This window comes from Micromonospora sp. NPDC020750 (genome assembly GCF_044334565.1).
Classification (GTDB): Bacteria; Actinomycetota; Actinomycetes; order Mycobacteriales; family Micromonosporaceae; genus Micromonospora.
Window position 1 is genome coordinate 15,280 of record NZ_JBIRTH010000014.1, and the last position, 22,559, is coordinate 37,838.

The 22,559-nt window shown below is 72.4% G+C and carries 22 protein-coding genes; 7 read left to right on the top strand and 15 right to left on the bottom strand.

Annotated elements, in window-relative coordinates; all coding sequences use genetic code 11:
- The first annotated feature begins 90 nt into the window (after positions 1-90).
- Positions 91-711, top strand: a complete 621-nt coding sequence (locus ACH4T9_RS29750) for a TetR/AcrR family transcriptional regulator (RefSeq protein ID WP_396674558.1) — start codon at positions 91-93, stop codon at positions 709-711.
- Between the two features lie 60 nt (positions 712-771).
- On the opposite strand, the gene ACH4T9_RS29755 is transcribed toward ACH4T9_RS29750, so the two are convergent.
- From ACH4T9_RS29755 to ACH4T9_RS29780, 6 genes are all read right to left on the bottom strand, one after another.
- Positions 772-2,478, bottom strand: coding sequence for a bifunctional 3'-5' exonuclease/DNA polymerase (locus tag ACH4T9_RS29755; protein WP_396674559.1), 1,707 nt, complete (start codon positions 2,476-2,478; stop codon positions 772-774).
- Positions 2,479-2,598: 120 nt separating this feature from the next.
- Positions 2,599-3,516 carry a carbohydrate ABC transporter permease gene (locus tag ACH4T9_RS29760; protein ID WP_387026226.1) on the bottom strand — a complete coding sequence of 306 codons (918 nt, stop codon included), beginning with the start codon at positions 3,514-3,516 and terminating at the stop codon, positions 2,599-2,601.
- A 1-nt stretch (position 3,517) separates the two neighbouring features.
- Positions 3,518-4,426, bottom strand: coding sequence for a carbohydrate ABC transporter permease (locus tag ACH4T9_RS29765; RefSeq protein WP_396674560.1), 909 nt, complete (start codon positions 4,424-4,426; stop codon positions 3,518-3,520).
- Between the two features lie 13 nt (positions 4,427-4,439).
- The gene (gene ngcE / locus ACH4T9_RS29770; protein ID WP_396674562.1) at positions 4,440-5,879 is read right to left on the bottom strand and encodes an N-acetylglucosamine/diacetylchitobiose ABC transporter substrate-binding protein; all 1,440 of its coding nucleotides are present in this window, start codon (positions 5,877-5,879) and stop codon (positions 4,440-4,442) included.
- A 26-nt stretch (positions 5,880-5,905) separates the two neighbouring features.
- Positions 5,906-6,655: an SIS domain-containing protein gene (locus tag ACH4T9_RS29775; RefSeq protein WP_396674564.1), complete on the bottom strand. Its 750-nt coding sequence runs from the start codon at positions 6,653-6,655 to the stop codon at positions 5,906-5,908.
- Positions 6,652-7,608: a MurR/RpiR family transcriptional regulator gene (locus ACH4T9_RS29780; protein WP_396674565.1), complete on the bottom strand. Its 957-nt coding sequence runs from the start codon at positions 7,606-7,608 to the stop codon at positions 6,652-6,654. Before ACH4T9_RS29780 ends, ACH4T9_RS29775 begins: the two co-directional genes overlap by 4 nt.
- Before the next feature lie 195 nt (positions 7,609-7,803).
- Between ACH4T9_RS29780 and ACH4T9_RS29785 the strand changes: the two genes are divergently transcribed.
- On the top strand, positions 7,804-8,793 hold the full coding sequence (locus ACH4T9_RS29785; protein ID WP_396674567.1) for an N-acetylglucosamine kinase: 990 nt from the start codon (positions 7,804-7,806) through the stop codon (positions 8,791-8,793).
- A gap of 105 nt (positions 8,794-8,898) precedes the next feature.
- On the opposite strand, the gene ACH4T9_RS29790 is transcribed toward ACH4T9_RS29785, so the two are convergent.
- The 3 genes from ACH4T9_RS29790 to ACH4T9_RS29800 form a co-directional block, all read right to left on the bottom strand.
- Entirely contained in the window at positions 8,899-9,132 is a 234-nt protein-coding gene (locus tag ACH4T9_RS29790) for a hypothetical protein (RefSeq protein ID WP_396674569.1), read from the bottom strand.
- A gap of 130 nt (positions 9,133-9,262) precedes the next feature.
- Entirely contained in the window at positions 9,263-9,598 is a 336-nt protein-coding gene (locus ACH4T9_RS29795; protein WP_396674571.1) for a hypothetical protein, read from the bottom strand.
- A 21-nt stretch (positions 9,599-9,619) separates the two neighbouring features.
- Positions 9,620-10,201: a hypothetical protein gene (locus ACH4T9_RS29800; protein WP_396674572.1), complete on the bottom strand. Its 582-nt coding sequence runs from the start codon at positions 10,199-10,201 to the stop codon at positions 9,620-9,622.
- Positions 10,202-10,254: 53 nt separating this feature from the next.
- Here ACH4T9_RS29800 and ACH4T9_RS29805 point away from each other — a divergent pair, with 53 nt between their 5' ends.
- Positions 10,255-10,671 carry a tetratricopeptide repeat protein gene (locus ACH4T9_RS29805; protein WP_396674574.1) on the top strand — a complete coding sequence of 139 codons (417 nt, stop codon included), beginning with the start codon at positions 10,255-10,257 and terminating at the stop codon, positions 10,669-10,671.
- A 95-nt stretch (positions 10,672-10,766) separates the two neighbouring features.
- Here ACH4T9_RS29805 and ACH4T9_RS29810 read toward each other — a convergent pair whose 3' ends face one another.
- Genes ACH4T9_RS29810 through ngcE (ACH4T9_RS29820) form a run of 3 tightly spaced genes read right to left on the bottom strand, consistent with a single transcriptional unit; the run spans position 10,767 to position 13,998 of the window.
- Entirely contained in the window at positions 10,767-11,681 is a 915-nt protein-coding gene (locus ACH4T9_RS29810) for a carbohydrate ABC transporter permease (RefSeq protein ID WP_396674576.1), read from the bottom strand.
- Positions 11,678-12,586 (bottom strand): carbohydrate ABC transporter permease, encoded by a 909-nt coding sequence (locus ACH4T9_RS29815; RefSeq protein WP_396674578.1) that lies wholly within the window; start codon positions 12,584-12,586, stop codon positions 11,678-11,680. Before ACH4T9_RS29815 ends, ACH4T9_RS29810 begins: the two co-directional genes overlap by 4 nt.
- A complete protein-coding gene (ngcE, locus tag ACH4T9_RS29820) occupies positions 12,583-13,998 on the bottom strand; it encodes an N-acetylglucosamine/diacetylchitobiose ABC transporter substrate-binding protein (protein WP_396674581.1) in 1,416 nt (471 codons plus the stop codon). The genes ACH4T9_RS29815 and ngcE (ACH4T9_RS29820) overlap by 4 nt, the downstream gene beginning before the upstream one ends.
- Before the next feature lie 156 nt (positions 13,999-14,154).
- Between ngcE (ACH4T9_RS29820) and ACH4T9_RS29825 the strand changes: the two genes are divergently transcribed.
- The gene (locus ACH4T9_RS29825; RefSeq protein WP_396674583.1) at positions 14,155-15,528 is read left to right on the top strand and encodes an acyltransferase; all 1,374 of its coding nucleotides are present in this window, start codon (positions 14,155-14,157) and stop codon (positions 15,526-15,528) included.
- Here ACH4T9_RS29825 and ACH4T9_RS29830 read toward each other — a convergent pair.
- Both ACH4T9_RS29830 and ACH4T9_RS29835 read right to left on the bottom strand, forming a co-directional pair.
- On the bottom strand, positions 15,500-16,984 hold the full coding sequence (locus tag ACH4T9_RS29830) for a CoA-acylating methylmalonate-semialdehyde dehydrogenase (protein ID WP_396674669.1): 1,485 nt from the start codon (positions 16,982-16,984) through the stop codon (positions 15,500-15,502). The two genes, ACH4T9_RS29825 and ACH4T9_RS29830, sit on opposite strands and share 29 nt — an antisense overlap.
- A gap of 58 nt (positions 16,985-17,042) precedes the next feature.
- Positions 17,043-18,350 (bottom strand): aspartate aminotransferase family protein, encoded by a 1,308-nt coding sequence (locus ACH4T9_RS29835; RefSeq protein ID WP_396674585.1) that lies wholly within the window; start codon positions 18,348-18,350, stop codon positions 17,043-17,045.
- 263 nt (positions 18,351-18,613) lie between these two features.
- Between ACH4T9_RS29835 and ACH4T9_RS29840 the strand changes: the two genes are divergently transcribed.
- Positions 18,614-19,633 (top strand): hypothetical protein, encoded by a 1,020-nt coding sequence (locus tag ACH4T9_RS29840; RefSeq protein ID WP_396674587.1) that lies wholly within the window; start codon positions 18,614-18,616, stop codon positions 19,631-19,633.
- Positions 19,634-19,695: 62 nt separating this feature from the next.
- Here ACH4T9_RS29840 and ACH4T9_RS29845 read toward each other — a convergent pair whose 3' ends face one another.
- Positions 19,696-20,370, bottom strand: a complete 675-nt coding sequence (locus tag ACH4T9_RS29845; protein WP_396674588.1) for a Tat pathway signal sequence domain protein — start codon at positions 20,368-20,370, stop codon at positions 19,696-19,698.
- Between the two features lie 545 nt (positions 20,371-20,915).
- On the opposite strand from ACH4T9_RS29845, the gene ACH4T9_RS29850 reads away from it, so the two are divergent.
- Positions 20,916-21,698: a TetR/AcrR family transcriptional regulator gene (locus tag ACH4T9_RS29850; protein ID WP_396674590.1), complete on the top strand. Its 783-nt coding sequence runs from the start codon at positions 20,916-20,918 to the stop codon at positions 21,696-21,698.
- Between the two features lie 230 nt (positions 21,699-21,928).
- Complete coding sequence (locus ACH4T9_RS29855) at positions 21,929-22,558, top strand: DUF6230 family protein (RefSeq protein ID WP_396674591.1); 630 nt, start codon at positions 21,929-21,931, stop codon at positions 22,556-22,558.
- The last annotated feature ends 1 nt before the right edge of the window (position 22,559 follow it).

The following is a 22,559-nucleotide window of genomic DNA, read 5'->3' on the forward strand; positions in this document are numbered from 1 at the left end:
CTGCCCACCTTCTTTAGGGTACGCAGCGTACCTTAAAGCGGTGGCGTGGCGCGGCGCAAGACGGGGGCTGGGGTACGATCCGTACCCGTCATGGCAGGCGACGGGGCGGAACGGACCGGGGCGACGCGGCGGCGCGGGGCGGCCCTGGAACAGGCGATCCTGCGCGCCGCCGCCGACGAGCTGCTGGAGTCCGGCTACGCCGGCCTCACCATGGACCGGGTCGCCCGGCGGGCCGGCACCAACAAGAACGCGATCTACCGGCGCTGGCCGAACCGGGCCACGCTCGGCGTCGCCGCGTACCGGCAGCTCGCCGTGGCCAACCTGGATCCGCCGGACACCGGCGAGCTGCGCGGCGACGCGCTGGAGCTGCTGCGCCGGGCCAACTGCCACTGGACGTCCCCGCTGGGCGAGGTGCTGCGCGCCCTGCTGTCCGGCGTCGGCGAGGAGCCGGAGCTGCTGGCCCAGTTGCAGGAGCAGGCCGGCGCCGCCGGGACGGCCGGCTGGCTGACGGTCCTCGACCGCGCCGTCGCCCGGGGGCAGGCGTCACCCGAGGCCCGGCACCCCCGGGTGGCCACGGTGGCCCTCACGCTGCTGCGCAACGAGATCGTCACCCGCGGGATCGCCAGCGCGCCGGACGACGTGCTCGTCGAGATCGTCGACGAGGTGTACCTGCCGCTGCTGCGCGGGCGCGCCCGCCCGGGCGTCGGCTGACCGGCGCGCGGACCCGACCAGCGCCGGCCCCGGGGCGGTGGCGTCTCAGGCGTCGGCGTCTCAGGCGTCGGCATAACAGTCGACGACGGACAGGTCCAGCGGGAACCTGACCGGGGTGTCGCCGAACAGCAACGCGGCTGCCCGCTCGCCGCTGGCGCGCACCACCTCGGCCACCGCGTCGGCCTGCGCCGCCGGGCAGTGCACGATGACCTCGTCGTGCTGGAAGAAGACCAGCTCGGCGTCGGTGCCGGCGAGCGCCGTCCGCAGGGTGGCCAGCAGGGTGGAGGCCCACTCGGCGGCGGTGGCCTGGATGACGAAGTTGCGGGTGAACCGGCCCCGGGAACGGGCCGCCCGAGCCCGGGGCCCCTGCGGGTCGGCCGCCACGCCAGGGTCGACCCCGGCGTCGTCGCCGTCGGTGAAGCCGGCCGTGCCGGGCGGGCACGTCCGGCCCAGCCAGGACCGGACCAGCCCGCCCGCCTCGCCGGTGCGGGCCGCCGCCTCGACGTACGCGAAGGCGGTCGGGTAGTTGCGCCGCAGCACCGCGAGGGCGGGGACGGCCATCCCGCCGGTCTGCCCGTACATCGCGCCGAGCAGGGCCACCTTGGCCCGGGCGCGGTCGCCGCCGAAGGAGTCCCGGGCGAGGGCGGCGTAGAGGTCGCCGGCCCCGCCGGCGGCGGCGAGCCGGGCATCGCCGGAGACCGCCGCGAGCACCCTCGGTTCGAGCTGACCGGCGTCGGCGACGACGAGCCGCCATCCCGGGTCGGCCGCCACCGCCCGCCGGATCACCTTCGGGATCTGCAACGCGCCGCCGCCCCGGGTGGCCCACCGGCCGGAGACCACCCCGCCGGGGACGTACTCCGGATGGAACCGGCCGCCGCGCACCCAGGCGTCCCGCCAGGCCCAGCCGTGCGCCGTCCAGATCCGGTAGAGCTCCTTGTGCTCCAGCACCAGCGGCACCGCGGGGTGGTCGACCCCGCGCAGCACCCAGGCCCGGGTGTTGGGCAGCTCCACCCCGGCCCGGGCGAACGCCTTGAGCAGCTCGGCCGGGGAGTCGACGTGCACCTGGCGCAGCCCGAACGCCGCCGCGATCCCGGCGGCCAACTCGACCAGCCGACGGGGCGGGCCGCCGACCGGGGACGGCTCGCCGAGCAGCTCGGTGAGGAGCTCGTCGTGCACCTCGGCGCGCCAGGGCAGCCCGGTCGCGCCCATCTCGCCCGCGATCAGGGCGCCGGCCGACTCGGCGGCCACCAGCAACCGAAACCGACCGGGATGCTCGGTGGCCGCGACCCGGGCGAGCTGGTCGGCGTACACCCGGGTCAGGGCCTCGACGCCCGGGCCCGGCGGGCCGGGCAGCGCGTCGAAGAGCGTGCCCTGCCCGTGGCCCGGCGGTTCGGCTGCGCGGGGCGGCGGGTCCGACGGCACCGGCGCGCCGGTCAGCCGGGCCCAGGCGGCGGCGAGCGAGCGGGGCTCACCCCAGCGGCCGGCGTGCCCGAGCAGCAGCGACTCGGTCAGCTCGACGTCGTGGCAACGGTCGAGCCGGACCCCGGCGCGCAGCAGCGCCGGGTAGACGGCCGCGCCGCAGGCCCAGACCCAGCGCGCATGCTCCGCGGCCTCCCGGGCGGCCACGGCGGCGGCGAGGTCGGCGACCGACTCGGCCGGGGCCACGGGCCGGCCGACGGGGTCGAGGGGTTGCAACACTCCCCCGCCCCGGTCGTCCGACACCACCGCCACCAGCACGGACGTGATTCTGCCTCGCCCCTCCGACACCCCCTCGCCGGGCCCGGGCCCCCCACTTTCACGGAAAGAGTGGCCATTCGACGCGGAATGGCCACTCTTTCCGTGAATCTGCGCCCGCCGGGTGGGGTGGGGGCGAGGGTGGCGGGTGGGTTACTTCACCGCGCCGGAGGTCAGACCGGACTGGATCTGCCGCTGGAACACGGCGTACACGATGATCATCGGCAGGATGGCGATGGTGAGGGCGGCAAAGAGGCCGGACCAGTCGGCCTCGTAGCCCGCATTGACCGAGATATCCGCGATGCCCTGGGTGAGCACCCACTTGTCCTTGGCGTTGGACAGCAGCACCAGCGGCAGCTGGTACTGCGCCCACTGGCCGATGATGTTGAAGATCGCGACGCTGATCAGGCCCGGCTTGGCCATCGGCACCATCACCTGGAAGAAGAGCCGGGTGTGCGAGCAGCCGTCGATCATCCCGGCCTCGGCCACCGAGTTCGGCAGCGTCCGGAAGAACGCCGCGAGGAAGAACACGGTGAACGGCAGCGAGTACGCGGTGTAGACCAGGATCACGCCGGTGTGGGTGTCCAGCAGGCCCAGGTTCTTCACCACGAAGAACAGCGGCACCAGGGCCAGGAAGACCGGGAACGCCAGCCCCGAGACGAACAGGTAGTACACCGCCCGGTTGCCCCAGAACTTGTAGCGAGCCAGCACGTACGCGGCCATCGAGCCGAGCAGCATGGTGGCGAAGGTGCTGCACCCGACCACGATGACGCTGTTGACGAAGTACCGGCCGACGCGCGCCTTGGTCCACGCCCGGCCGAAGTTCTCCCAGCGCAGCTCGGCCGGCAGGGTCCAGGGGCTGCTGAAGATCTCGCTGGTGTTCTTAAACGCCGCGAGGAACGTCCACAGGATCGGCACGATGACGATCACCGCCCAGACTGCGAGCGCGACGTGACCGAGGCCGGCGAGCAGTCGCACCTCCGAGCGGCGGCTCTTCGGGTCGGACCCGGTGGTGGACTTCCCGGTACGGGGTGGCAGCGCCGCCGGCGCCGACGGCAACGTGGTCTTCATGTCAGTACTCCACGCTTTCCCGCTTGGTCAGCCGCAGCGTCAGCGCCGCGAACGTGAGGGTGAGGAAGAACAGCGCCACGCCCATCGCCGAGGCGTAACCGTATTTCGAGTAGACGAACGCGTTGCGGTAGATCTCGTTCGCCAGCACCGTGGTCGCCCCGTCGGGGCCCCCGCTGTCCACCGAGAGCACCGCGACGATGGCGAACGCGTCGAACGCGGCGATGCCGAGGTAGACCCAGGCAACCTGGAGGGTGTCCCAGAGCAGCGGCAGGGTGACCCGGAAGAAGAGGGTGACCCGGGTCGCCCCGTCCATCTCGGCGGCCTCGTAGATCTCGCCCGGGATGGAGGCCATCCCGGCCGAGAAGAGCACCACGTAGAAGCCGACTGCCTGCCAGACCAGCACCGCGATGATCGACCAGAGCGCCAGGTTCGGCTTGACCAGGAACAGCACCGGGTCGAGACCGAACTCCATCAGCACGCCGTTGATCAGGCCGGACTCGTTGGGCCGGTAGACCATCTGGAACAGCACCGCGATGATCGCCACGGCCAGGACCTGGGGGAAGAAGAACACCACCCGGTAGAACCTCGCCCCCCAGACCCCCTGACGCTGACCGCCGACGCTCCGGCCGCCCACGTTGAGCTGGAAGGAGAAGAACAGCGCGATGGCGATCGTGATCAGCGGCAGGGCAAGCAGCAGTACGCCGTGGTGCTGGACCGCCTTCCAGAAGTTGCCGTCGTCCAGCAGCCTGCGGTAGTTGTCGAAGCCCACCCACTGGGGGGCGGACAGGCCCCGCCAGTTGGTCATCGAAATCTGGAACGCCTGGGCGTACGGTGCGATGACGAAGACCACGTACAGCGTGACCGGGGCGAAGAGGAACCCGATCACGAATGGATACTTGCCGTGCCGCATGACCCCGCTCCGATCAGCGCTTGAACTTGGTGATGGAGCTGTCCTTCTTGATGGCGTCGGCGCGCTTCTGCACCCGCTCGACGAAGGCGTCGGCCTTGATGCGGCCGAACATCAACTCGTTGGTGGCGGTGCGGACCTCGGTGTCCAGCTCCTTGTACCAACCGTCGAAGTAGATGTTGAACACGTCCTGGCCGGCTGCCTTGAGCGCGGCCTGCGAGCTGGCCACGCCGGGCGGGAAGGCGTACCCCTCGGAGCCGGCAGTGACGACGGTCGGGGCCTTGACCACCTCGGTGAAGCCCTTCGCGCCGGCCGTGGACAGCATCTGGCGCATGTACTCCAGGCCGCCGCGCGGGTTCTTGCTCTTGGCCGAGACGAAGTAGCCCTCACCGGCCGTGGCCCGCAGGGCGGTGGCCGGCAGCTTGTCGGACGCCGCCAGGCTCGGCACCGGCATGAGCTGGTACTCGAAGCCGGCCGGGGTGTCCTTCTTCTGCTCGCCCTCCAGCCAGTCACCGCTGGGGTAGAAGCCCAACTTGTACTGGTTCTGCCGGAGCTGGACGTCGGTGTGCTTGAGCCCTTCGAAGCTCTTGTCGATGTACTTGGCACCGATCTCGGCCCATGCCGTGGCCGCCTGCTTGACGGCGTCCTGCTGCCAGGCCCCGTCCTCCAGGTTGTCGATGTTCTTCAGCACGTCCGCGCCGCCGATCTTCGCGGCCTGGGTGAGGATCACGTTCCACTGGTAGTACGCGGCGTTCGCGCCGGCGTAGCCGTAGGGGGTGATGCCCTTGGCCTTGATCTTGTCGAGCAGAGCGGTGAACTCGCTCCAGTCCTTCGCGGGCGCCCAGCCGTTGTCCTTGAACAGCTTGCCGGAGTACCAGATGCCGAAGACGGTGGAGACGTAGTAGAGCACGTACGGCTTGCCGTTGAACGAGCCGACATCGACGGTGCCGGGGACCACGGTGTCGCGGACCTTCTTGCTCGGGTCGTCGACCGACGGGGCGTCCCACAGCTCGGTGAGGTCCTGAAGCTGCCCGTCGGCGACCAGGGCGCCGAAGTCCATCAGCTTCTCGCCCGAGTTGTTGACGAACTCCGGCGGGTTGCCGGAGGCGAACCGGGGCTGGAGCACCGTGGAAACCGCCTGGGTCGCCTGGTGCTTGACCTCCGCCTTGGGGAACGCCTTCTTGTAGAGCGGCTCGTGCACGTCGGTGGCGTACTTCTCGCCGTAACCGCCGTTGAAGATGATCACCTCCAGCGGGGCGTCGTCCTTGACACCGAGCGGGTTGGTGGCGCTCTTGGTGCCGGTCTCGGCCTTGGTGTCGCTCTCCTTGTCGGAGCTGCTGGTCGCGCAGGCGCTGAGCAGGCCGGCGGCCGGGATGGCGAGCAGGCCGGCGGCGCCGGCGCGGCGCAGCAGGGTCCGGCGGTTCAGATCGGCCGGGTGCTCGGGGGTAACCGACATCGTTGTCTCTCCTTGGTGGTGTCGAATCAGGCGGTCCGCCGGAGACGCCCGGCGTACCGCGACTCAAGGGCGAGGTTGTGCTCGTCCCCACCGGGGACGTTGGCGGAGAGGTAGACAGGGGGTACCTCTCCGGCCTGGTGGAACCGTCGTACGACCTCGGCGGTCAGCAGCTGCGCCAGCAGCGCGGCGGTGACCGAGGAGACCGCACAGACCGCGCCGCCGCCCTCGAGCGGCAGCAGTGCGTCACCGTACGGCGCGCCGTTGTCCAGCACGACGTCGGCGAGGTCGGCGAGCCGGTGCCCCGACGGGTGCCGAGGGGCGACCCGCGCGGTGTGCTCGACGGAGGTGACCGCGATCAGCGGATGGCCGTTGCCCCTGACCAGCGTCGCCAGCTCGACCACCGAGCCGTTGATGCCGGACTGGGACGCGACCACGAAGACGTCCCGCGGGTGCGGGGCGGCCAGGGCGTAGAGCTGGTGGGCGACGGCCGGGTCGCGTTCCAGCTTCGGATCGGCGAGCACGTCGCGGGGTACGTCGCCATGCAGCACCAGGTCGTGCAGGGTGATCCGGTTGGTCGGGACCAGCCCGCCGGCCCGGGCCACCAGCTCGGCGGCGAACGCCTCGGAGTGGCCGGCGCCGAACGCCTGGAGCACCCCGCCGGCGCGCAGGCTGGCGGCGATCAGGTCGGCGGCCCGGCCGACCGCCTCGGCCTGCGAGTCGACGACCCGGTCGAGGACGGGACGGACTGCGTCAGCGTACCCCTGTGCGCTGATCATGCGGCTGCCCCCTTCGCGGCCTTGTGCCCGTCGACGGCCTGGGCGGTGCGCCGGAAGGCCGCGTGGGCGCGGGCGTGGGTGCGCTGCGCCACCGCGATGTAGAGCAGGTCGAGCACGACGAGCTGCGGGTGCCGGGCGGACAGCGCGTCCGGTCGGAAGGTGGTGGCCTGGCTGGCGGTGAGCAGCACGATGTCCGCCAGTTCGGCCAGCGGCGAGCGGGGGAAGCCGGTGAGGGCGACGGTGGTCGTGCCCCGGCTGCCCGCCTCGGCGAGCATCTCGATGGTCTCCCGGGTCTGCCCGGTGTGCGAGATGCCCAGCGCCACGTCGCCGGGGCCCAGCAGCGCGGCGCTGGCCAGACCCTCGTGCACGTCGCTCCAGGCCCAGGCGGCCACCCCGATGCGGTGCAGGCTGAACTGCATCTCCGCGCCGACCAGGGCGCTGCCGGAGGCGCCGAAGATGTTGACCCGGCTGGCGCCGGCGATGGCCACCGCCGCCCGCTCGACCTCGGTCAGGTCGAGCAGCGCCGCGGTGTCGTGCATGGCCCGGGTGTCGGCCGCCATGATCTGGTCGAGCACCCGCTCCAGCGGGTCGCCGGGCTGGATCTCCCGGCCGATGTCGACGGTCCAGCCGGCGGAGCGGGCCCGGCCGGTCTCGGCGGCGATGCCGAGCCGCAGGTCCGCGTACCCCTCGAAGCCCATCGCCCGGCAGAACCGGGTGATGGTGGCCGGGGAGGTGCCGCTGCGCTCGGCCAGCTCGACGATGGTCGCGCGGGCCGCGGACTCCGGGTCGCTGAGCACGTGCTCGGCGACCCGGCGCAGTGCGCCGGTCAGCTCGCCCACGCCGGCCCGGACCCGGGCGAGCACGCCGTCGGTGGGGAGCGCGCCCCGCCGGTCGGCCGTGTCGGCGTCGACCACGGCGGTGCCCCCGGGGGTCTCCACCTCGTGATCCACCATGCGACGCCTTTCGGAAAAGGTTCTTAACTGTTAGTGGTAAAATTTCTTACTAAAGGCCCCCCGGTGTCAAGACCGTGGGCGAAGTTTTCAAACCGTTACCTGGACCACGGCCGTCGACCGGCCCGGGGTCTTGCCTCCGGCAGCCGGGCCGACCAGCATGAGTCCGCCCGCACCGCAGTCCAGGGAGGCCCAACGATGTCCGACACCGTCGTGGTCGGTCTCGACGTCGGGGGTACGTCCACCCGGGCGGTCGCCCTCACCCTGGCCGGGGAGCGCCTCGGCGCCGGGCGGGGTGGCGGGGGCAACCCGACCAGCCACGGTGCCGAGCGGGCCGCCGGGGAGCTGTTGACCGCCCTGCGCGGGGCCCTGACGGGGGTGGACCCGACCCGGGTCCGGGCCGGTACCATCGGGCTGGCCGGTGCCGGCCGGCTGCTCGCCGACCCGGCCGGGAAGGCCGCCTTCGACCGGGCCTGGCGGGACGCCGGGCTACGCTGCCCCTACACGGTGCACGGCGACGCTCTGGTGGCGTACGCCTCGGGCACCGCCAGCCCGGACGGCACGGTGCTCATCGCCGGCACCGGCGCGATCGCCGCACAGGTCAGCGACCTGCGGCTGGATCGCGTGGCCGACGGACACGGCTGGCTGCTCGGCGACGCGGGCTCGGGCTTCTGGCTGGGCCGTGAGGCGGTCCGTCGGCTCCTGGCCGACCTGGACCGGGGCCGGGCCGCGGGGCCGCTGGCCGCCCAGGTGCTCACCGAACTGGTCGGCTCCGACCGGGTGGCGGCCCGCCCCCGGGACACCGTCGACACGGTGGTCCAGGCCGTGACCCGCCGCCCGCCGGTGGAACTGGCCCGACTGGCGCCGCTCGTGGTGGCCGCCGCCGTCGCGGGCGACCCGGTCGCCACCGGGCTGCTCGACGGGGCCGCCGGACAACTGGCGGAAAGCGCCGGGCGGATCCGTCCCCCCGGCGCTGTCGACCCGGTGGTCCTCGGTGGCGGCCTACTCACCGGCGACACCCCGCTGGCCGCGGCGGTCCGGGCGGAGCTGGGCCGGCGATGGCCGGACGCGCCGCTGCGCACCGCCGGCGACGGTGCCGCAGCGGCGGCCTGGCTCGCCGCCCGGGACCTGCCCGAGGTCACCGACCCGGCGGACCTTCATCCGCTGCTGGTGCCACCGACGACATGATGGCGTCGGTCGAGCACGACCCACGCCCGCCGACGCCCCGGCTGCTCCCCCGTTCCCCCCGAGCAGCCGGAACGACTCACCCCGTCGGCGGACGCGGGGCGCCGATCACGCCCGGGTGCTGATGATCGACGTCCAGCACTGCCGATCCGAATCGGGACTGTCGCAGACCCGGAGCTTGATCAGGCTGCCCTCGTGCATGTCCTTGTTGCAGTACCCCCAACCGTTGGAGGTGAAGGTGCAGGTGCCCTGCAGGTAGAGCGTGCCGTCACTCGGGTAGTAGTTCCACCAGACCGCGGTGGGCGTGCTGCCGAGCGTGCTGTTGTTGGAGATCCAGAGCACGTCACCGTACGGCTGCCAACACGCGACGGAATGGCTGAAGGGATCGTCGTCGGTGCAATTCTTGGGATCACAATTCGCCTCCATCCCGTATGCGGGGGTGCCGGCCCGACCGGCACCCCCTGAACGTCCCCTACGCGGCCGACGTACCCCATTCGACCGGGTTCTGCTTGAGAGTGGTGCCGTACTGGGAGCAGTAGGCGTACGACGTCGCCCCGGCGGCAGCTCTGGTGCCGAAGGCCACCGCCCCGTTGCTGCACCTCGCCCACCCCTTGAACGGGCCGTAGTCGCACGAGATCCCCGCCGTGTACTTGTCGTTCCAGACCAACGCGCAGGCCGCGGCGGCACCGGCGGGTGTCGCCACTGAGCCGGACCCCACGTCGGCGACCGCCTGGGCGGGCGCGGCGACCCCACCGATCGCGAGCACCGCGCCCAACGCGAGGGGAGCGACCATCAGTCTCTTCCGCATTGTTTCCTCCGAATCGATCGGTTATTGCCGGACCTTCGCCATGCGATTCGTCAGCTCGTCCAGCGATGAGAGGGCACGCCATGGCCCAGGGAGTTCCTGAGGAGCGATCAGCCCGGGCACCAGGCGCTCCCCACCGGATCGACTCCTGTCCTCGAAGACGAGGCCCTGCGGGTGGGGAACCAACGTCCGTACCCGGGGAGCGAGTTCCGCATTCACCACCCGATTGGAAATCGTCGGCGCATCGGTGAGGAAGAGGGCGACCCTGGTCCCCCGCGGAACCTCACGCTCGAACACGTCCATTGAATTCAACGGCGTCTTTCCGTCCAGCGTGTTGATCGGTCCCCGGTCGAACTCGACGAACAGTCGTCCGTCCGCGAGCACACTGCGGTCGGCAGCGCCCTTGAACGTCCGATCCACCCGCACCACCATGTAGACCCGGGGATAGGGGGTGTCGGCCGGCTCCGTCAGGTACGTCACGCCCTCCCGGAAACCCTCGACGGTCCCGACCGCGGTGACTTTGATGAAGTCCGCCGCCGCCAACGCCTCCGGCGTCTGCTGGGGGGTGTAGGAGTACTCCTTGAACCGCAGCGCCCGGGGATCCACCGCGGATGCGCTGACTGTGAGGCTGGCCGGGTTGGCTCGCGGGTGATGGGCTGATGGTCGGCAGTGGTGGGCGTGACTCTTGCTCTGACTGTGAGCGGGCGCTGGTCCTGCTCGACGAGCAGGGCGACCGGGACGGCGTCGCCATGACGCTGGACAGTCTCGGCTACGTCCACCGGCTGCTCGGCGAGCACGCCCGGGCCGCCGAGCTGTACCGCCGCGCCCAGGAGATCTTCGTGGCGCTCGGTGACCGGCACGGCGAGGCCGAGGCAGGGGCGAACCTCGGCGACACCCTGCGCGAGGCCGGCGACCCCGAGAGGGCCGCCGCCGCGTGGCAGCACGCGCTTGCCATCCTCGACGACGTCGACGACCCGAAGGCCGACAGGGTCCGGGCCAGCCTCGACGAGTTGGTCTGCGCCGAGCTGGACCCGGACGGCCCCCGAACCGGCCGGCGGCGACGGCAGTCCGGGTGAGCCGACCGGCGGCGGGGTCGGCCGGGACCATGTCAGCCGGGCCGACCCGCCGCGCGGTCGGTGGCGACGCCGCACCAGAACCGCTACCGGGTCAGTTACTTGAGCTGGCCGGCGGTGAGCCCGGACTGCACCTGACGCTGGAAGAGCAGGTACACCACCAGCACCGGGATCACCGCGATGGTGAGGCCGGCGAAGAGTTGGGCGTAGTCGCCGGCGTATCCCTGGCTGATCGACAGGGCGGCCAGGCCCTGGGCGAGCATCCACTTCGACTCGTCGCCCTGGAGCAGCACCTGCGGCAGCAGGAACTGGTTCCAGTGGCTGAGGAAGTTGAAGATGGCGACGCTGATCAGTCCCGGCCGGGCCATCGGCAGCATCACCCGGAAGAACAGCCGGAAGTGGCCGCACCCGTCGACCAACGCCGCCTCCGCGACCGAGGTGGGCAGGGTGCGGAAGAAGGCGGTGAGGAAGAAGACCGTGAACGGCAGCGAGTACGCCGCGTAGACCAGCACCAGCCCGGTCCAGGTGCCGAACAGCCCGGCGCTGCGGACCACGAAGAACAGCGGCACCAGGGCCAGGAAGACCGGGAACATCAGCCCGCCGACGAACAGGTAGTAGGCGAGCTGGCGGCCCCGGAACTCGTACCGGGCGAAGACGTACGCGGCGGTGGCCCCCATCAGCATGGTGAGGGCGACCGAGCCGGTGACCACCACGGCGCTGTTGAGGAAGTACCGGCCGATGTGCGCCCCGGTCCAGGCCCGGGCCCAGTTGTCGAACCGCAGCGCGTCGGGCAGGCCCCACGGGTCGGCGATGATCTCGGCGTTGGTCTTGAACGAGCTGATGAGCATCCACAGCAGCGGCAGCACGGTCAACGCGCTCCAGAACAGCAGGAAGCCGTGCGAGAGGAAATTCACGACTCCCCGCTCGCGGCGCACCGGCCGGGGTTCCCGGGTGTCCCGGGCGTTCCGGTCCCCGTCGACGACCACGCCGACGGGCCTGTCCAGAGCGGTCATGACAGCTCGATCCGTTCCCGCCGGCTGACCCGCAGCGACAGCACGGCCACCGACAGGGTCAGGAAGAACATCACCACGCCGATCGCCGACGCGTAGCCGAACTTGTTCTCGCTGCCGAACGCCGTGTCGTACATCCGCACCCCGATCACGTCCGAGGAGAAGTTGGGGCCGCCGTTGGTCATGAGCTGCACCAGGATGAACCCGTCCAGGGCCGCGACGGCCAGGTAGATCCAGGCGACCTGCACGGTGTCCCAGAGCAGCGGGATGGTGATCCGGCGCAGGGTGGCCCACCGGGACGCCCCGTCGAGCAGCACCGCCTCGTAGATCTCCCTCGGGATCGCCGACATGGCGGCCCCGAAGAGCACCACGTAGAACCCGACGTTGGACCACACCATCACCGCCAGCACGCACCAGAAGGCGATGTCCGGGTCGCCCAGCCAGACCGGCCCGGACACCCCCACCGTCCCCAGGATGCCGTTGAGCAGCCCGCTCGTGGGGTGGTAGGCCTCCTTCCACAGCGCCGCGATGATCACCACCGACAGCACCTGCGGGAAGAAATAGACGGTGCGGTAGAACGCGCCGCCCCGTACCCCGGTGACCCCGGCCCGGCCCCGGCGCCCGCCCATGCTGAGCATGGTGGCGAAGAACAGCCCGAACGCGATGGTGAACACGGGCACCAGGGCGAGCAGGATCGCGTTGTTCTTCAGCGCGTTCCACACGTAGTCGTCGTGCCACAGGGCCTTGAAGTTGGCCAGGCCCACCGGGTTGGCCTCGGCCGAGTAGCCGAGCCAGTCGGTGGTGGAGATCTGGAACGCCTGCAGGTACGGCGACACGACGAAGACGACGTAGAGCAGCAGGGGCGGCACCAGGAAGGTGACGATCAGCGGGAGCCTGCCGTGCTTCACGCCGACCGCTTGTACTTCTTGATCGAGGTGTCCTGGGCGATCGAGTCGGCGTGCTTCTGGCACTGGTCGAGGAACTCCGCCGGGCCGATCCGCCCGCTGAAGAACTCGCCGCAGGCGGCGTCGACCAGGTTGCGCTCCAGCTTGCGGTAGTAGTTGTTGTAGACCCAGTTGAAGCCGTTGTCGCCGGACGCCGCCAGGGCCTTGACCACGGTGGTCAGCCCGTACGGCAGCTCGACGCCCTCGGTGGCGCCGGCCACCACGGGCAGGCTGGCGACCTTCTTCGTGAAGTCCTGGGCGCCCTGCTTCGACAGCATGGTGCGGAAGTACTCCAGGCCGCCGGCGACGTTCTTCGCCTTGGCCGGCACCATGAACGGCTCGCCGGCGGTGCCCCGGACCGCCTCGAACGGCAGCTTGTCGCCGCTGCCCAGGCTCGGGGTGGGCGCGACGGTCATGTTGAACCCGGCCGGGGTGACCGCCTTCTGCTCGTTCTCCAGCCAGGAGCCGCAGGAGATGAACGCGGCCTTGCCCTGGCACCACGCGGTCTGCGACTGGACGTGGTCCAGGCCGGGCGTGCCGTCGAGGATGAACTTGTCCTTGACGATCTGGTGCCAGGCGTCGGCCGCGGCCTTCATCCCGTCGGACTTCCAGGCGTTCGGCTCCAGGTTGTCGATCGCGGTGGCGACCGAGGCGCCGCCGAACTTGATCGCGGTGGAGATCACCGGCCAGCTCATGTAGCGGGGGTGCTTGCCGGCGTACGTCCAGGGGGCGATGCCCGCCGCCTTGATCTTCTTGCACAGGGCGATGTGCTCGTCCCAGGTCTTCGCGTACTCCCAGCCCCGGTCGGCGAAGAGCTTGCTGGAGTGCCAGATGCCGTAGACGGTGTAGGTGTAGTTCATCACCAGGAACCGGCCGTCGTACGAGCCGACCTCGACCACGCCCGGCAGCAGGGTGTCCTTGACGGTCTTGCCGGGGACGTCGAGGCTCGGGGCGGCGAGCAGCTCGCCCAGGTCGGCGAGGGCGTTCTGGGAGACCAGGCCGTTGAAGTCGATCTGCCCGGCGCCGGAGTTGTTCACCACGTCCGGCGGGGTGCCGTCGACGAAGCGCGGCTGGAGCGTCTTGCTGATCTCCGCGGTGGCCGAGTGCTTGATCTTGGCCTTCGGGTACTTCGCGGTGTACATGGCCTCGTGGGCCTTGGCGTAGTCCTCGCCGAAGCCGCCGTTGAAGATGACGACCTCCAGCGGGGCGTCCTCGGCGACCCCGAGCGGGTTCTGCGCGGACTTGGTGCCCTTGTACACCTCGGCGTCGGCGGAGTCGTCGCCGCCGGAGCTGGCGCAGCCGGCGAGCAGGCCTGCGGCGGGGGTGGCCAGCAGGCCGGCGGCGGCGCTGCGCCGCAGGATGTCACGCCTGTCCATCGTTGCTCCTCGGATCGTCCCGGGCGGATCTGTTTTTTCTCTTCACGTCACTGAAGTCGACTGAAGAATTTCTACGGCAGGAGCGCGTCGACTTCAAGCCCTGGCCACCGAACCGTTATCACCACCGGGCAGCTCAGGCTGGCATAGCCTGAGCCCATGCGCCGCCTCCGGCAGCTCGCCGAGCGCACGCCGGCAGGGCGCGAGCGCTACGTCGACCTGCTCCGGGCGGTCGCGATCGGGATGGTCGTCGTCGGTCACTGGGGCGTCACCGTGATCGGCCGGGACGCCGCCGGGCGGCCCACCGGGCACTCGGCGCTCGGCGACCTGCCGTGGGCGTACCCGCTGACCTGGGTCGCCCAGGTGCTGCCGGTGTTCTTCCTGGTCGGCGGGTTCGCCAACGCCGCCTCGCTGACCGCGCACCGGGGCCGGGGCGGCGACGCCACCGGCTGGCTGCTCGACCGCAGCGCCCGGCTGGTGCCGCCGACCACCGTCCTGCTGGTGGTCCTGGCCGCCGGCGCGGCGGGCGCCCACCTCTGGGGCATCGACCCGGCCCAGGTCCGCCAGGTGGTCTGGTTCGCCACCATCCCGCTGTGGTTCCTCGTGCCCTACCTGGCCGTCGTGGCCCTCACCCCGCCGATGCACGCGCTGCACCGCCGCTTCGGGCTGGCCGTGCCGGTGGCGCTAGTCGGGCTGGTGGCCCTCGGCGACCTGGGTCGGCTGGTCGGGCCGGAGGCGCTGGCCACCGGAAACCACCTGGCCGGCTGGCTCGCCGTGCACCAGATCGGCTTCGCCTGGTACGACGCCCACGCCCGCCCGACCGGGGACCCGGGACGCGACCGCACCCGGCACCCCCTGCCGACCTCGCGGCGGGCGGCGACGGCCCTGCTGGTCGGCGGGTTCGGCGCGCTGCTGCTGCTCACCACGATCGGGCCGTACCCGGTCTCCATGCTGCACGTGCCCGGCCAGCGGTTGGAGAACACCGGCCCGCCCAGCCTGGCGCTGCTCGCCCTGGCCACCGCCCAGCTCGGGCTGATCCTGCTGCTGCGTCGGCCCGCGCGGCGGTGGCTGCGCCGGCCGGGCCCGTGGCAGGCGGTGATCGCGGTCAACTCCGTGGTGCTGACCGTGTTCCTCTGGCATCTCACCGCCGTCCTGCTGCTGATCGGGCTGCTGGACGCGGTCGGCCTGCTGCCCACCCCGGCGGTGGGAACCACGGCCTGGTACGCCTGGCGGGTGCCGTGGCTGCTGCTGCTCGCCCTGGTGCTGGCCGGCCTGGTCGCCGTCTTCGGGCCCGTCGAGGCACGTGCCGGCCGGCGACGCCCGGCCGGGGGAAGGTCGACGGGCCGCCGGCGGGTCAGGACCGCGCTGGTGGTCGCCGGGTACGCCGCCGTGCTCGGCGGGCTGCTGGTCAACACCGTCACCCCGCAGAGCACGCCCGCGCCGCTGGGGCTGCCCGCCCCTGCGCTGGTCGCGTACCTGGCCGGGGCGGGGCTGCTCCGGCTGCTCAGGTCTGGGTGGGGAACCCGAGGTTGACCCCGCCGTGCCGGGGATCGGGCCACCGGCTGGTGACCACCTTGCCGCGGGTGAAGAACGCCACCCCGTCCGCGCCGTGGGCGTGCAGGTCACCGAAGAGGGACGCCTTCCAGCCGCCGAACGAGTAGTACGCCATCGGCACCGGGATCGGCACGTTGATGCCGACCATGCCGACCTCCACCTCGTGCTGGTAGCGCCGGGCCGCGCCGCCGTCGTTGGTGAAGATCGCCGTGCCGTTGCCGTACGGGTTGGCGTTGACCAGGTCCACCGCCTCGTCGTACGAGCCGACCCGCAGGACGCCGAGCACCGGGCCGAAGATCTCGTCGGTGTAGATCGACATGTCCGGGGTGACCCGGTCGAACAGGGTCGGGCCGAGCCAGAACCCGGCCGGGTCCCCGTCCGGGGTGACGTCCCGCCCGTCGACCACCGGGACCGCCCCGGCGGCCACCCCCGCCTCGACGTACCCGCGCACCCGGGCCGCGTGCGCGGCGGTCACCAGGGGGCCCATGTCGCAGCCCCGCCGGCCGTCGCCGGTGCGCAGCCGGGCCATCCGCTCGGCGATCCGCGCCACCAGGGCGTCGGCGACCGGCTCCACCGCGACCAGCGCGGAGATCGCCATGCACCGCTCCCCCGCCGAGCCGAACCCGGCGTTGACCGCCGCGTCGGCGGCCAGGTCCAGGTCGGCGTCCGGGAGCACCACCATGTGGTTCTTCGCCCCGCCGAGGGCCTGCACCCGCTTGCCGGCGGCGGTGCCGCGCTGGTGCACGTGCCGGGCGACCGGGGTGGAGCCGACGAACGACACCGCCCGCACGTCGGGGTGGTCGAGCAGGGCGTCGACCGCCTCGGCGTCGCCGTTGACCACGTTGAGCACCCCGTCGGGCAGGCCGGCCTCGGCGAACCACTCGGCCAGCAGCAGCGCCGCGCCCGGGTCCTTCTCGCTCGGCTTGAGCACCACCGCGTTGCCGCAGGCCACCGCTACCGGGACGAACCACAGCGGCACCATCACCGGGAAGTTGAACGGGGAGATCACCGCGACCACCCCGAGCGGCTGGCGCAGGCTGTACGAGTCGACCTCGGTGGAGACGTTCTCGCTGAACCGGCCGCGCAGCGCCGAGGGGATGCCGCAGGCGTACTCGATGACCTCCAGGCCGCGCTGCACCTCGCCGGCGGCGTCGGCGAGCACCTTGCCGTGCTCGGCGGTGATCACCTCGGCGAGCCGGTCCCGGCGGGCGTTCACCAGCTCGCGGAAGGCGAACAGCACGGCCGTCCGCTTCGCCAGGGAGGCGTCCCGCCAGCTCCGCGCGGCCCGCCCGGCGGCCCGCACCGCGACCGCCACGTCCCCGGCGCAGGCCAGCGCCACCTGCCCGGTGCGCCGGCCGGTGGCCGGGTCGAAGACGTCGCCGCGCCGGGTGGACGTGCCGTCGACCCGCTCGCCGTCGACGAAGTGTCCGATCACCGGCCCGTCCCCCGTCGCGCTCACGCCGCCGCCCCGGGCGCCGCCGCCGAGGTGCGGTTCACGCCGCCGCCTCCGGTGCCGCCGCCGAGGCGCGGATCGCCTCGACGAGGATGGCCAGCCCCTCGCGGGCCTCGTCCTCGGTGAGGGTCAGCGGCGGCCCCATCCGCAGCACGTTGCCGTACAGGCCGCCCTTGCCGACCAGCAGGCCGCCGGCCCGGCACGCCTCGAACACGAGCGTGGTCAGCGTCGGGTCGGGCTCGACGCCGCCGGGGTGGACGAACTCGACGCCGAGCATCAGGCCCTTGCCGCGTACCTCGGCGACGCAGTCGAGGCCGCCCACGGCGGCGCGCAGGCCGTCGGCGAGGATCGCCCCGGTGCGGGCGGCGTTGGCCTGGAGGTCGTGGTCGAGCAGGTAGTCCAGGACGGCGTTGCCGGCGGCCGTGGAGACCGGGTTGCCGCCGAAGGTGGAGAAGCTGATCGCCGGCACCGACTCCATGATCTCGGCCCGGCCGACCACCCCGGCCAGGGCGAAGCCGTTGCCGATGCCCTTGGCGAAGGTGAGCAGGTCCGGGGTGACGCCGTGCGCCTGGTACCCCCAGAAGTGCTCGCCGGTGCGCCCCCAGCCGGTCTGCACCTCGTCCGAGATCAGCAGGATGCCGTGGGCGTCGAGTTCCTTCTTCCAGGCGGCGAACAGGCCGTCCGGGCCGTGCACGAACCCACCGACGCCCTGGATCGGCTCGGCGATCAGGCAGGCCACATCGCCGGCCGTCTGGGTGGCGAGCACCTCGCGCAGGTCCTCCACCGCCGCGTCGACCCGGTCGGCCGGGTCGAGCCGGGACAGCAGGCCGCGCAGCCGCTCGCCGGAGTGCAGCCAGGCCACCTGGAGGGGGTTGAGCGCGCTGGCCGACCAGCTCCGGTTCCCGGTGACGCCCATCGCCGCGTACGACCGGCCGTGGTAGCTGTTGCGCACCGCGAGGATCTGGTGCGAGCGGCGGTGGTTGGTGGCGGCCAGCAGGGCGGCCTCGTTGGCCTCGGTGCCGGAGTTGGTGAAGAACACCCGGGCGTCGGGGATGCCGGAGAGCCCGGCGATCTTCTCGGCCAGCTCGACCTGCTGACGGATCAGGTAGAGCGTGGAGCTGTGCACGACCCCCGTGCGGAGCTGCCGCTCGACGGCCTCCCGGATCTCCGGGATGTCGTAGCCGATCATGTTGGTCAGCACGCCACCGAAGAAGTCCAGGTAGCTGCGTCCCCGCGCGTCGGTGACCCGGCGACCGGAGCCGGCGACCAGCTCGATCGGCTCGGCGTAGTAGAGCGGCATCCAGGAAGGCAGCACGGCCCGGTGCCGGGCCAGCAGGTCGTCGGTCATTCGTCGCACCCTTCAGGGCGTTGGCGGTCACCGCACGCTCCCACCCGGACGGCGCGGGGACAACTGCCACTGTGTAGCGCACCGCCGGCCACCGCCTGACACCACGTCAACCGACCACCACGATTTCCGGCGCGGTCCGGGCACCAGAGCGGCGTTTCCGGTGGTCAGATCCGGCCGAGACGACTCTTTCCGCAACAGGAGCCGGGTGGCGCGCCCACGGGGCCGCGGCCTCCGGGAGGGCGGCTGCCGGTACGATCCGGCGAGTGCCGATCATCCCGGACGACCTGTCGGCGCCGCGCCAGCGGCACACCGGCGCCCACGTGGCGCTGCCGAGCGGCGGGGCGGGCACGACCCCGCAGGAGATCGCCGACGGCGTGCGGTCCTGGGTGACCTCGCCGCCGCTGAGGGAGCTGGTGGCGCGCTTCGGCGGGGACTGGCCGGCCGGGAACCTGGCGGCGGTGCTGGCATGGCTGGACGACTTCTCCGCCCGGCACTGGGACTTCCGGGGCGGCCGGGAACGCCCCGAGGCCCGGGAGCCGGCCCTCGACCCGCGCACCGCCGGGCTGGTGCTCGCCGCGGCGTCCGCGCTCGGCCTGGTCCGCCCGGTCCCGCCGGCCCGCCCCGGGTACGCCCACCTGGTCGTCCTCGGCGGGCTGGCGCACGCCTGCCTGCGCCGGGTCGGGTACGCCGCGCACCTGCTGCGTTCCGGCACGCGGGTGGCCGGCGAGGTGGCCGTGCTGGGCAGCTTCCGCCCGCTGTCCGGCGCCGAGCTGCGGGCGCTGGCCGAGGCGGGCGTGACGGGCGGCGACACCGAGGTGGACGCCCTCGACGCGGCGGTCCGGCTGGCGTTCCGGGTGGCCGGGCCGGCCGCGTCCGACGGGGCGGACGCCGGGCACCCGCACCACTCCTGGTCCTCGCGGACCTACCGGCCGGCGGGGCTGCCCCCGGTGCGGGTGCTCGCCGCCCCGTCCAGCGAGCCGGACCGGCGGCGCGCACACACGGCCGACACCCAGCGGTTCTGGGCCGAGCACGTGCGGCTCTCGCCGGGCGATCCGGTGCTGGTGGTCACCGCGCCGATCTACGTGCCGTTCCAGCACTGCGACGCGCTGCGCACCCTCGCCGTGCCGTACGGGTGCGCGATCGAGACCGTCGGCGTCGACCCGGAGGTGCCCGACCTGGCCCGGCTGCCCGAGCCGGCGCTCACCCCGGGCCGCCACCTTCAGGAGATCCGCTCGGCGATCCGGTCGATGCGCGCCCTGCACGCGAGCCTCGCCGCCAGCTGAGGCGGCGCGGGCCGACGCCCGACGGGGATGTCGGACGCCGACCCGGACCGGGTGCGCGGGGGTCAGTTCACGTAGACGATCGGGCTGCCCGCCTGGGTGGTGTCCCGGACCGGCGAGTACGTGGCGCTGAAGTACGCGGTCGAGAAGCAGGTGCCCGGCCCGGAGGACTTGGTGAAGGGCTGGTTGACGAAGGCGATCGAGGTGGTGGCGTTGGACGCCGTCCCCTTCACGGTGTTGCCGTCGGCCTTGTAGACGCAGGTGATGTTGCCGAGCAGGGTGCGCAGCGAGACGGTGCTCTGGATCGCCCCGGTGAGGGTGACCGCGCCGGCGCTGGTGACGGAGACGGAGTACGGCAGGTTGTTGACGAGCACGCTGTTGACGCCGAGCGTGCCGACCACGTTGGTGGTGCAGCTGGTGAAGGTCTGCCCGGTGAGGCTCTCGGTGGCGGTCCCCGGCGCGGCCGGGTTGGTCAGCACCTTGGCGGTGAAGGCGGACGCGGCGCACTTCACGCCGGTGGTGCCGGTGGCGGAGGAGTAGAAGTTGGCGGTGGTGGTGGCCTTCAGGCTGGCCTGCAGGACGTCCCCGACCGCGACGGCGGTGCCGGCCGCGCTGCCGGTGGTGAGCACCGTGTTGGCGAGGGAGGCGGGCGGGGCGGCGGCAGCGGGGGCCGCCGCGACGAGGGAGCCGAGCAGCGCGACGGCGGCGAGGCCGACGACGGCGCGTCCGTACCTGGGCATGGTGGATCCTTTCGACGGTGGTGCGACGGTGGCGGCCGGCCGGGGTCGACCGTGCCCGGCGTGGACCGGGCGCGACCGGACGGCCGCTCGGGGGACCGGCCGCGTAGGGACGCATCGCGGCCGATGGGCCGTCGCCGGGGACGGCCTCGGCGGCGGGTGGGGCCCGCCGCCGGGGACAGCCTCGACGGCGGGTTGGACGCCGCCGGGGACAGCCTCGACGGCGGGTTGGACGCCGCCGGGCGGCGCGACGTGCGCGCATCGGCGACCGGGCGACCGGTGAACCACCGGGCCCGAGAGCTTCCTGCCGGTCAGCGGGCGGTGCGGGCTGGTGCACTGCGGCGCAGCCGCGTCACCTGCGATCTTCCGGCCTTGGGTGCGAGGGTGCGGTCAGCGATAATGGCGAACATCGAGCCCTCCTTCGGCGCTGCTCGGTGCGGCCGTCCGACGAAGATGACCATGAGTGACACGACCGGAACTCAACGTGGTGAAGTTATAAACCCCGGAGGGTCGCAAAGTCAATCGTCGATTCAGGGAGGTCGATGTCAATGTCGCTGGCACCGCACCCGGCGGCCGGGGCGACCCCCCTGCCCGGAGCCCGCCCCGGCCGCGACCCCGAACGGGCGATCAAACGCGGCCCGCGCCGCCTGTCCGCCGAGGCGGTGGCGGCGACCCAGCGCGACCGGCTGTTCGACGGGCTCGTCCACGAGGTGGCGGCGAGGGGCTACGACAACGCCCGGGTCACCGACATCTGCCGCGCGGCCGGGGTGACCCGCCCCGCCTTCTACACCCTCTTCGCCGGCAAGGAGGACGCCCTCCTGGCCACCTACCGGCACGGCACCGCCGTCCTGCTGCGCCTGATGGACGACGCCTACGCCGCAGCCGGGCCGGGCTGGACGGACACCGCGCGCGCCACCCTGCGGACCCTGCTGGAGGTGCTGGCCAGCGTGCCCGCGTTCGCCCGGATGGCGCTGGTGGAGATCGACGCCGCCGGCCCGGCCGCCCGGGGCGAGCGGGACCTGCTGCTGGCGGAGTTCCACCGGTTCTTCCGTCCGCCCCGCCCCCGGTCCCCGCTGACCGAGGAGGACGACGAACTACTGGTCACCGCCGTGGTCGGCGGCATCCACACCACCGTCCGGCAGCGGGTCGCCCAGGGCCGCACGGCGGAACTGCCCCAGCTCCTGCCGGCGCTGACGTACGCCATGACGGCACCGTTCCTCGGCCCGGCCGCCGGCGGGCGGGCCGCCCGGGCCGCCGGCGCGGACGCCACCCCCGGCGTCACGGCCCCCTGCGCGGCCGATCCGGCCCGCCCGCCCAGGCGGGGCGCCTGACCGACCCGCCGGCCACGATCAGAAACCGCTGCGGTTTCTCACTATTGGCCGCATTTCGCAGATCCGCCGATTCCACCGGACGCCAATCTTGACCCGCCCTTTACTCGGCGGTAACTTCGCGGGGCAGCGACCCGAACAGCACAACGCGCAACCAATTCAGATCATCCTCCATGATCCGCGGCGCGTTCATCGCATTGTCGCGGACGAATCGATCTCGAAGAGGAGCCGTCATGTCGGACGACACCGTACCCATCGAGCCGGTCCCACCCCAGGGCGGCGTGCGCTGGCGGCGGTTCGCGGCCAGCCTGGCCGTCGCCGGCGCCGGCGCCGCAGGAATGGTGGTGCTGACCGCCCAGGGAGTGCTCGGCGCTCAGTTCGCGATCTCCGGAATGCCCTTCGTGGTCACCGCCGACAAGCTCAGCGGGACCGGGTTCGAGCAGTTCGCCACCCTCGACCAGATGATCGAGGACAGCCCCAACCAGGGCGACACGGGCGGCCAGGTCGTCGTGATCGTCTCGGCGATCGACAAGGCCGAGCTGACCAACCTGTGCCAGAGCATCAACCTCGGCGGCATGTACATGAAGCTCACCGCCGGCGGCGACGGCAAGCCGGTCAGCGCCCGCACCCTGGTCGTGGACTCGGACGAACTCTCCGGCAACGCCTCGTTCAAGTCCATCGACATCGGGCAGGACGCCAGCACGCTGGATCAGGTGCCCGGGGTGCGGGGCAACCCGGGGGTCTTCGGCCAGCAGGCCGACACGGTGACCATCACCGACCTGCGGCAGAACAACTACGCGACCACGGCGGCGGTCTTCACCCTGCCGAACCTGCGGATGCGGTTCACCTCCGAAGGGTGCTGAG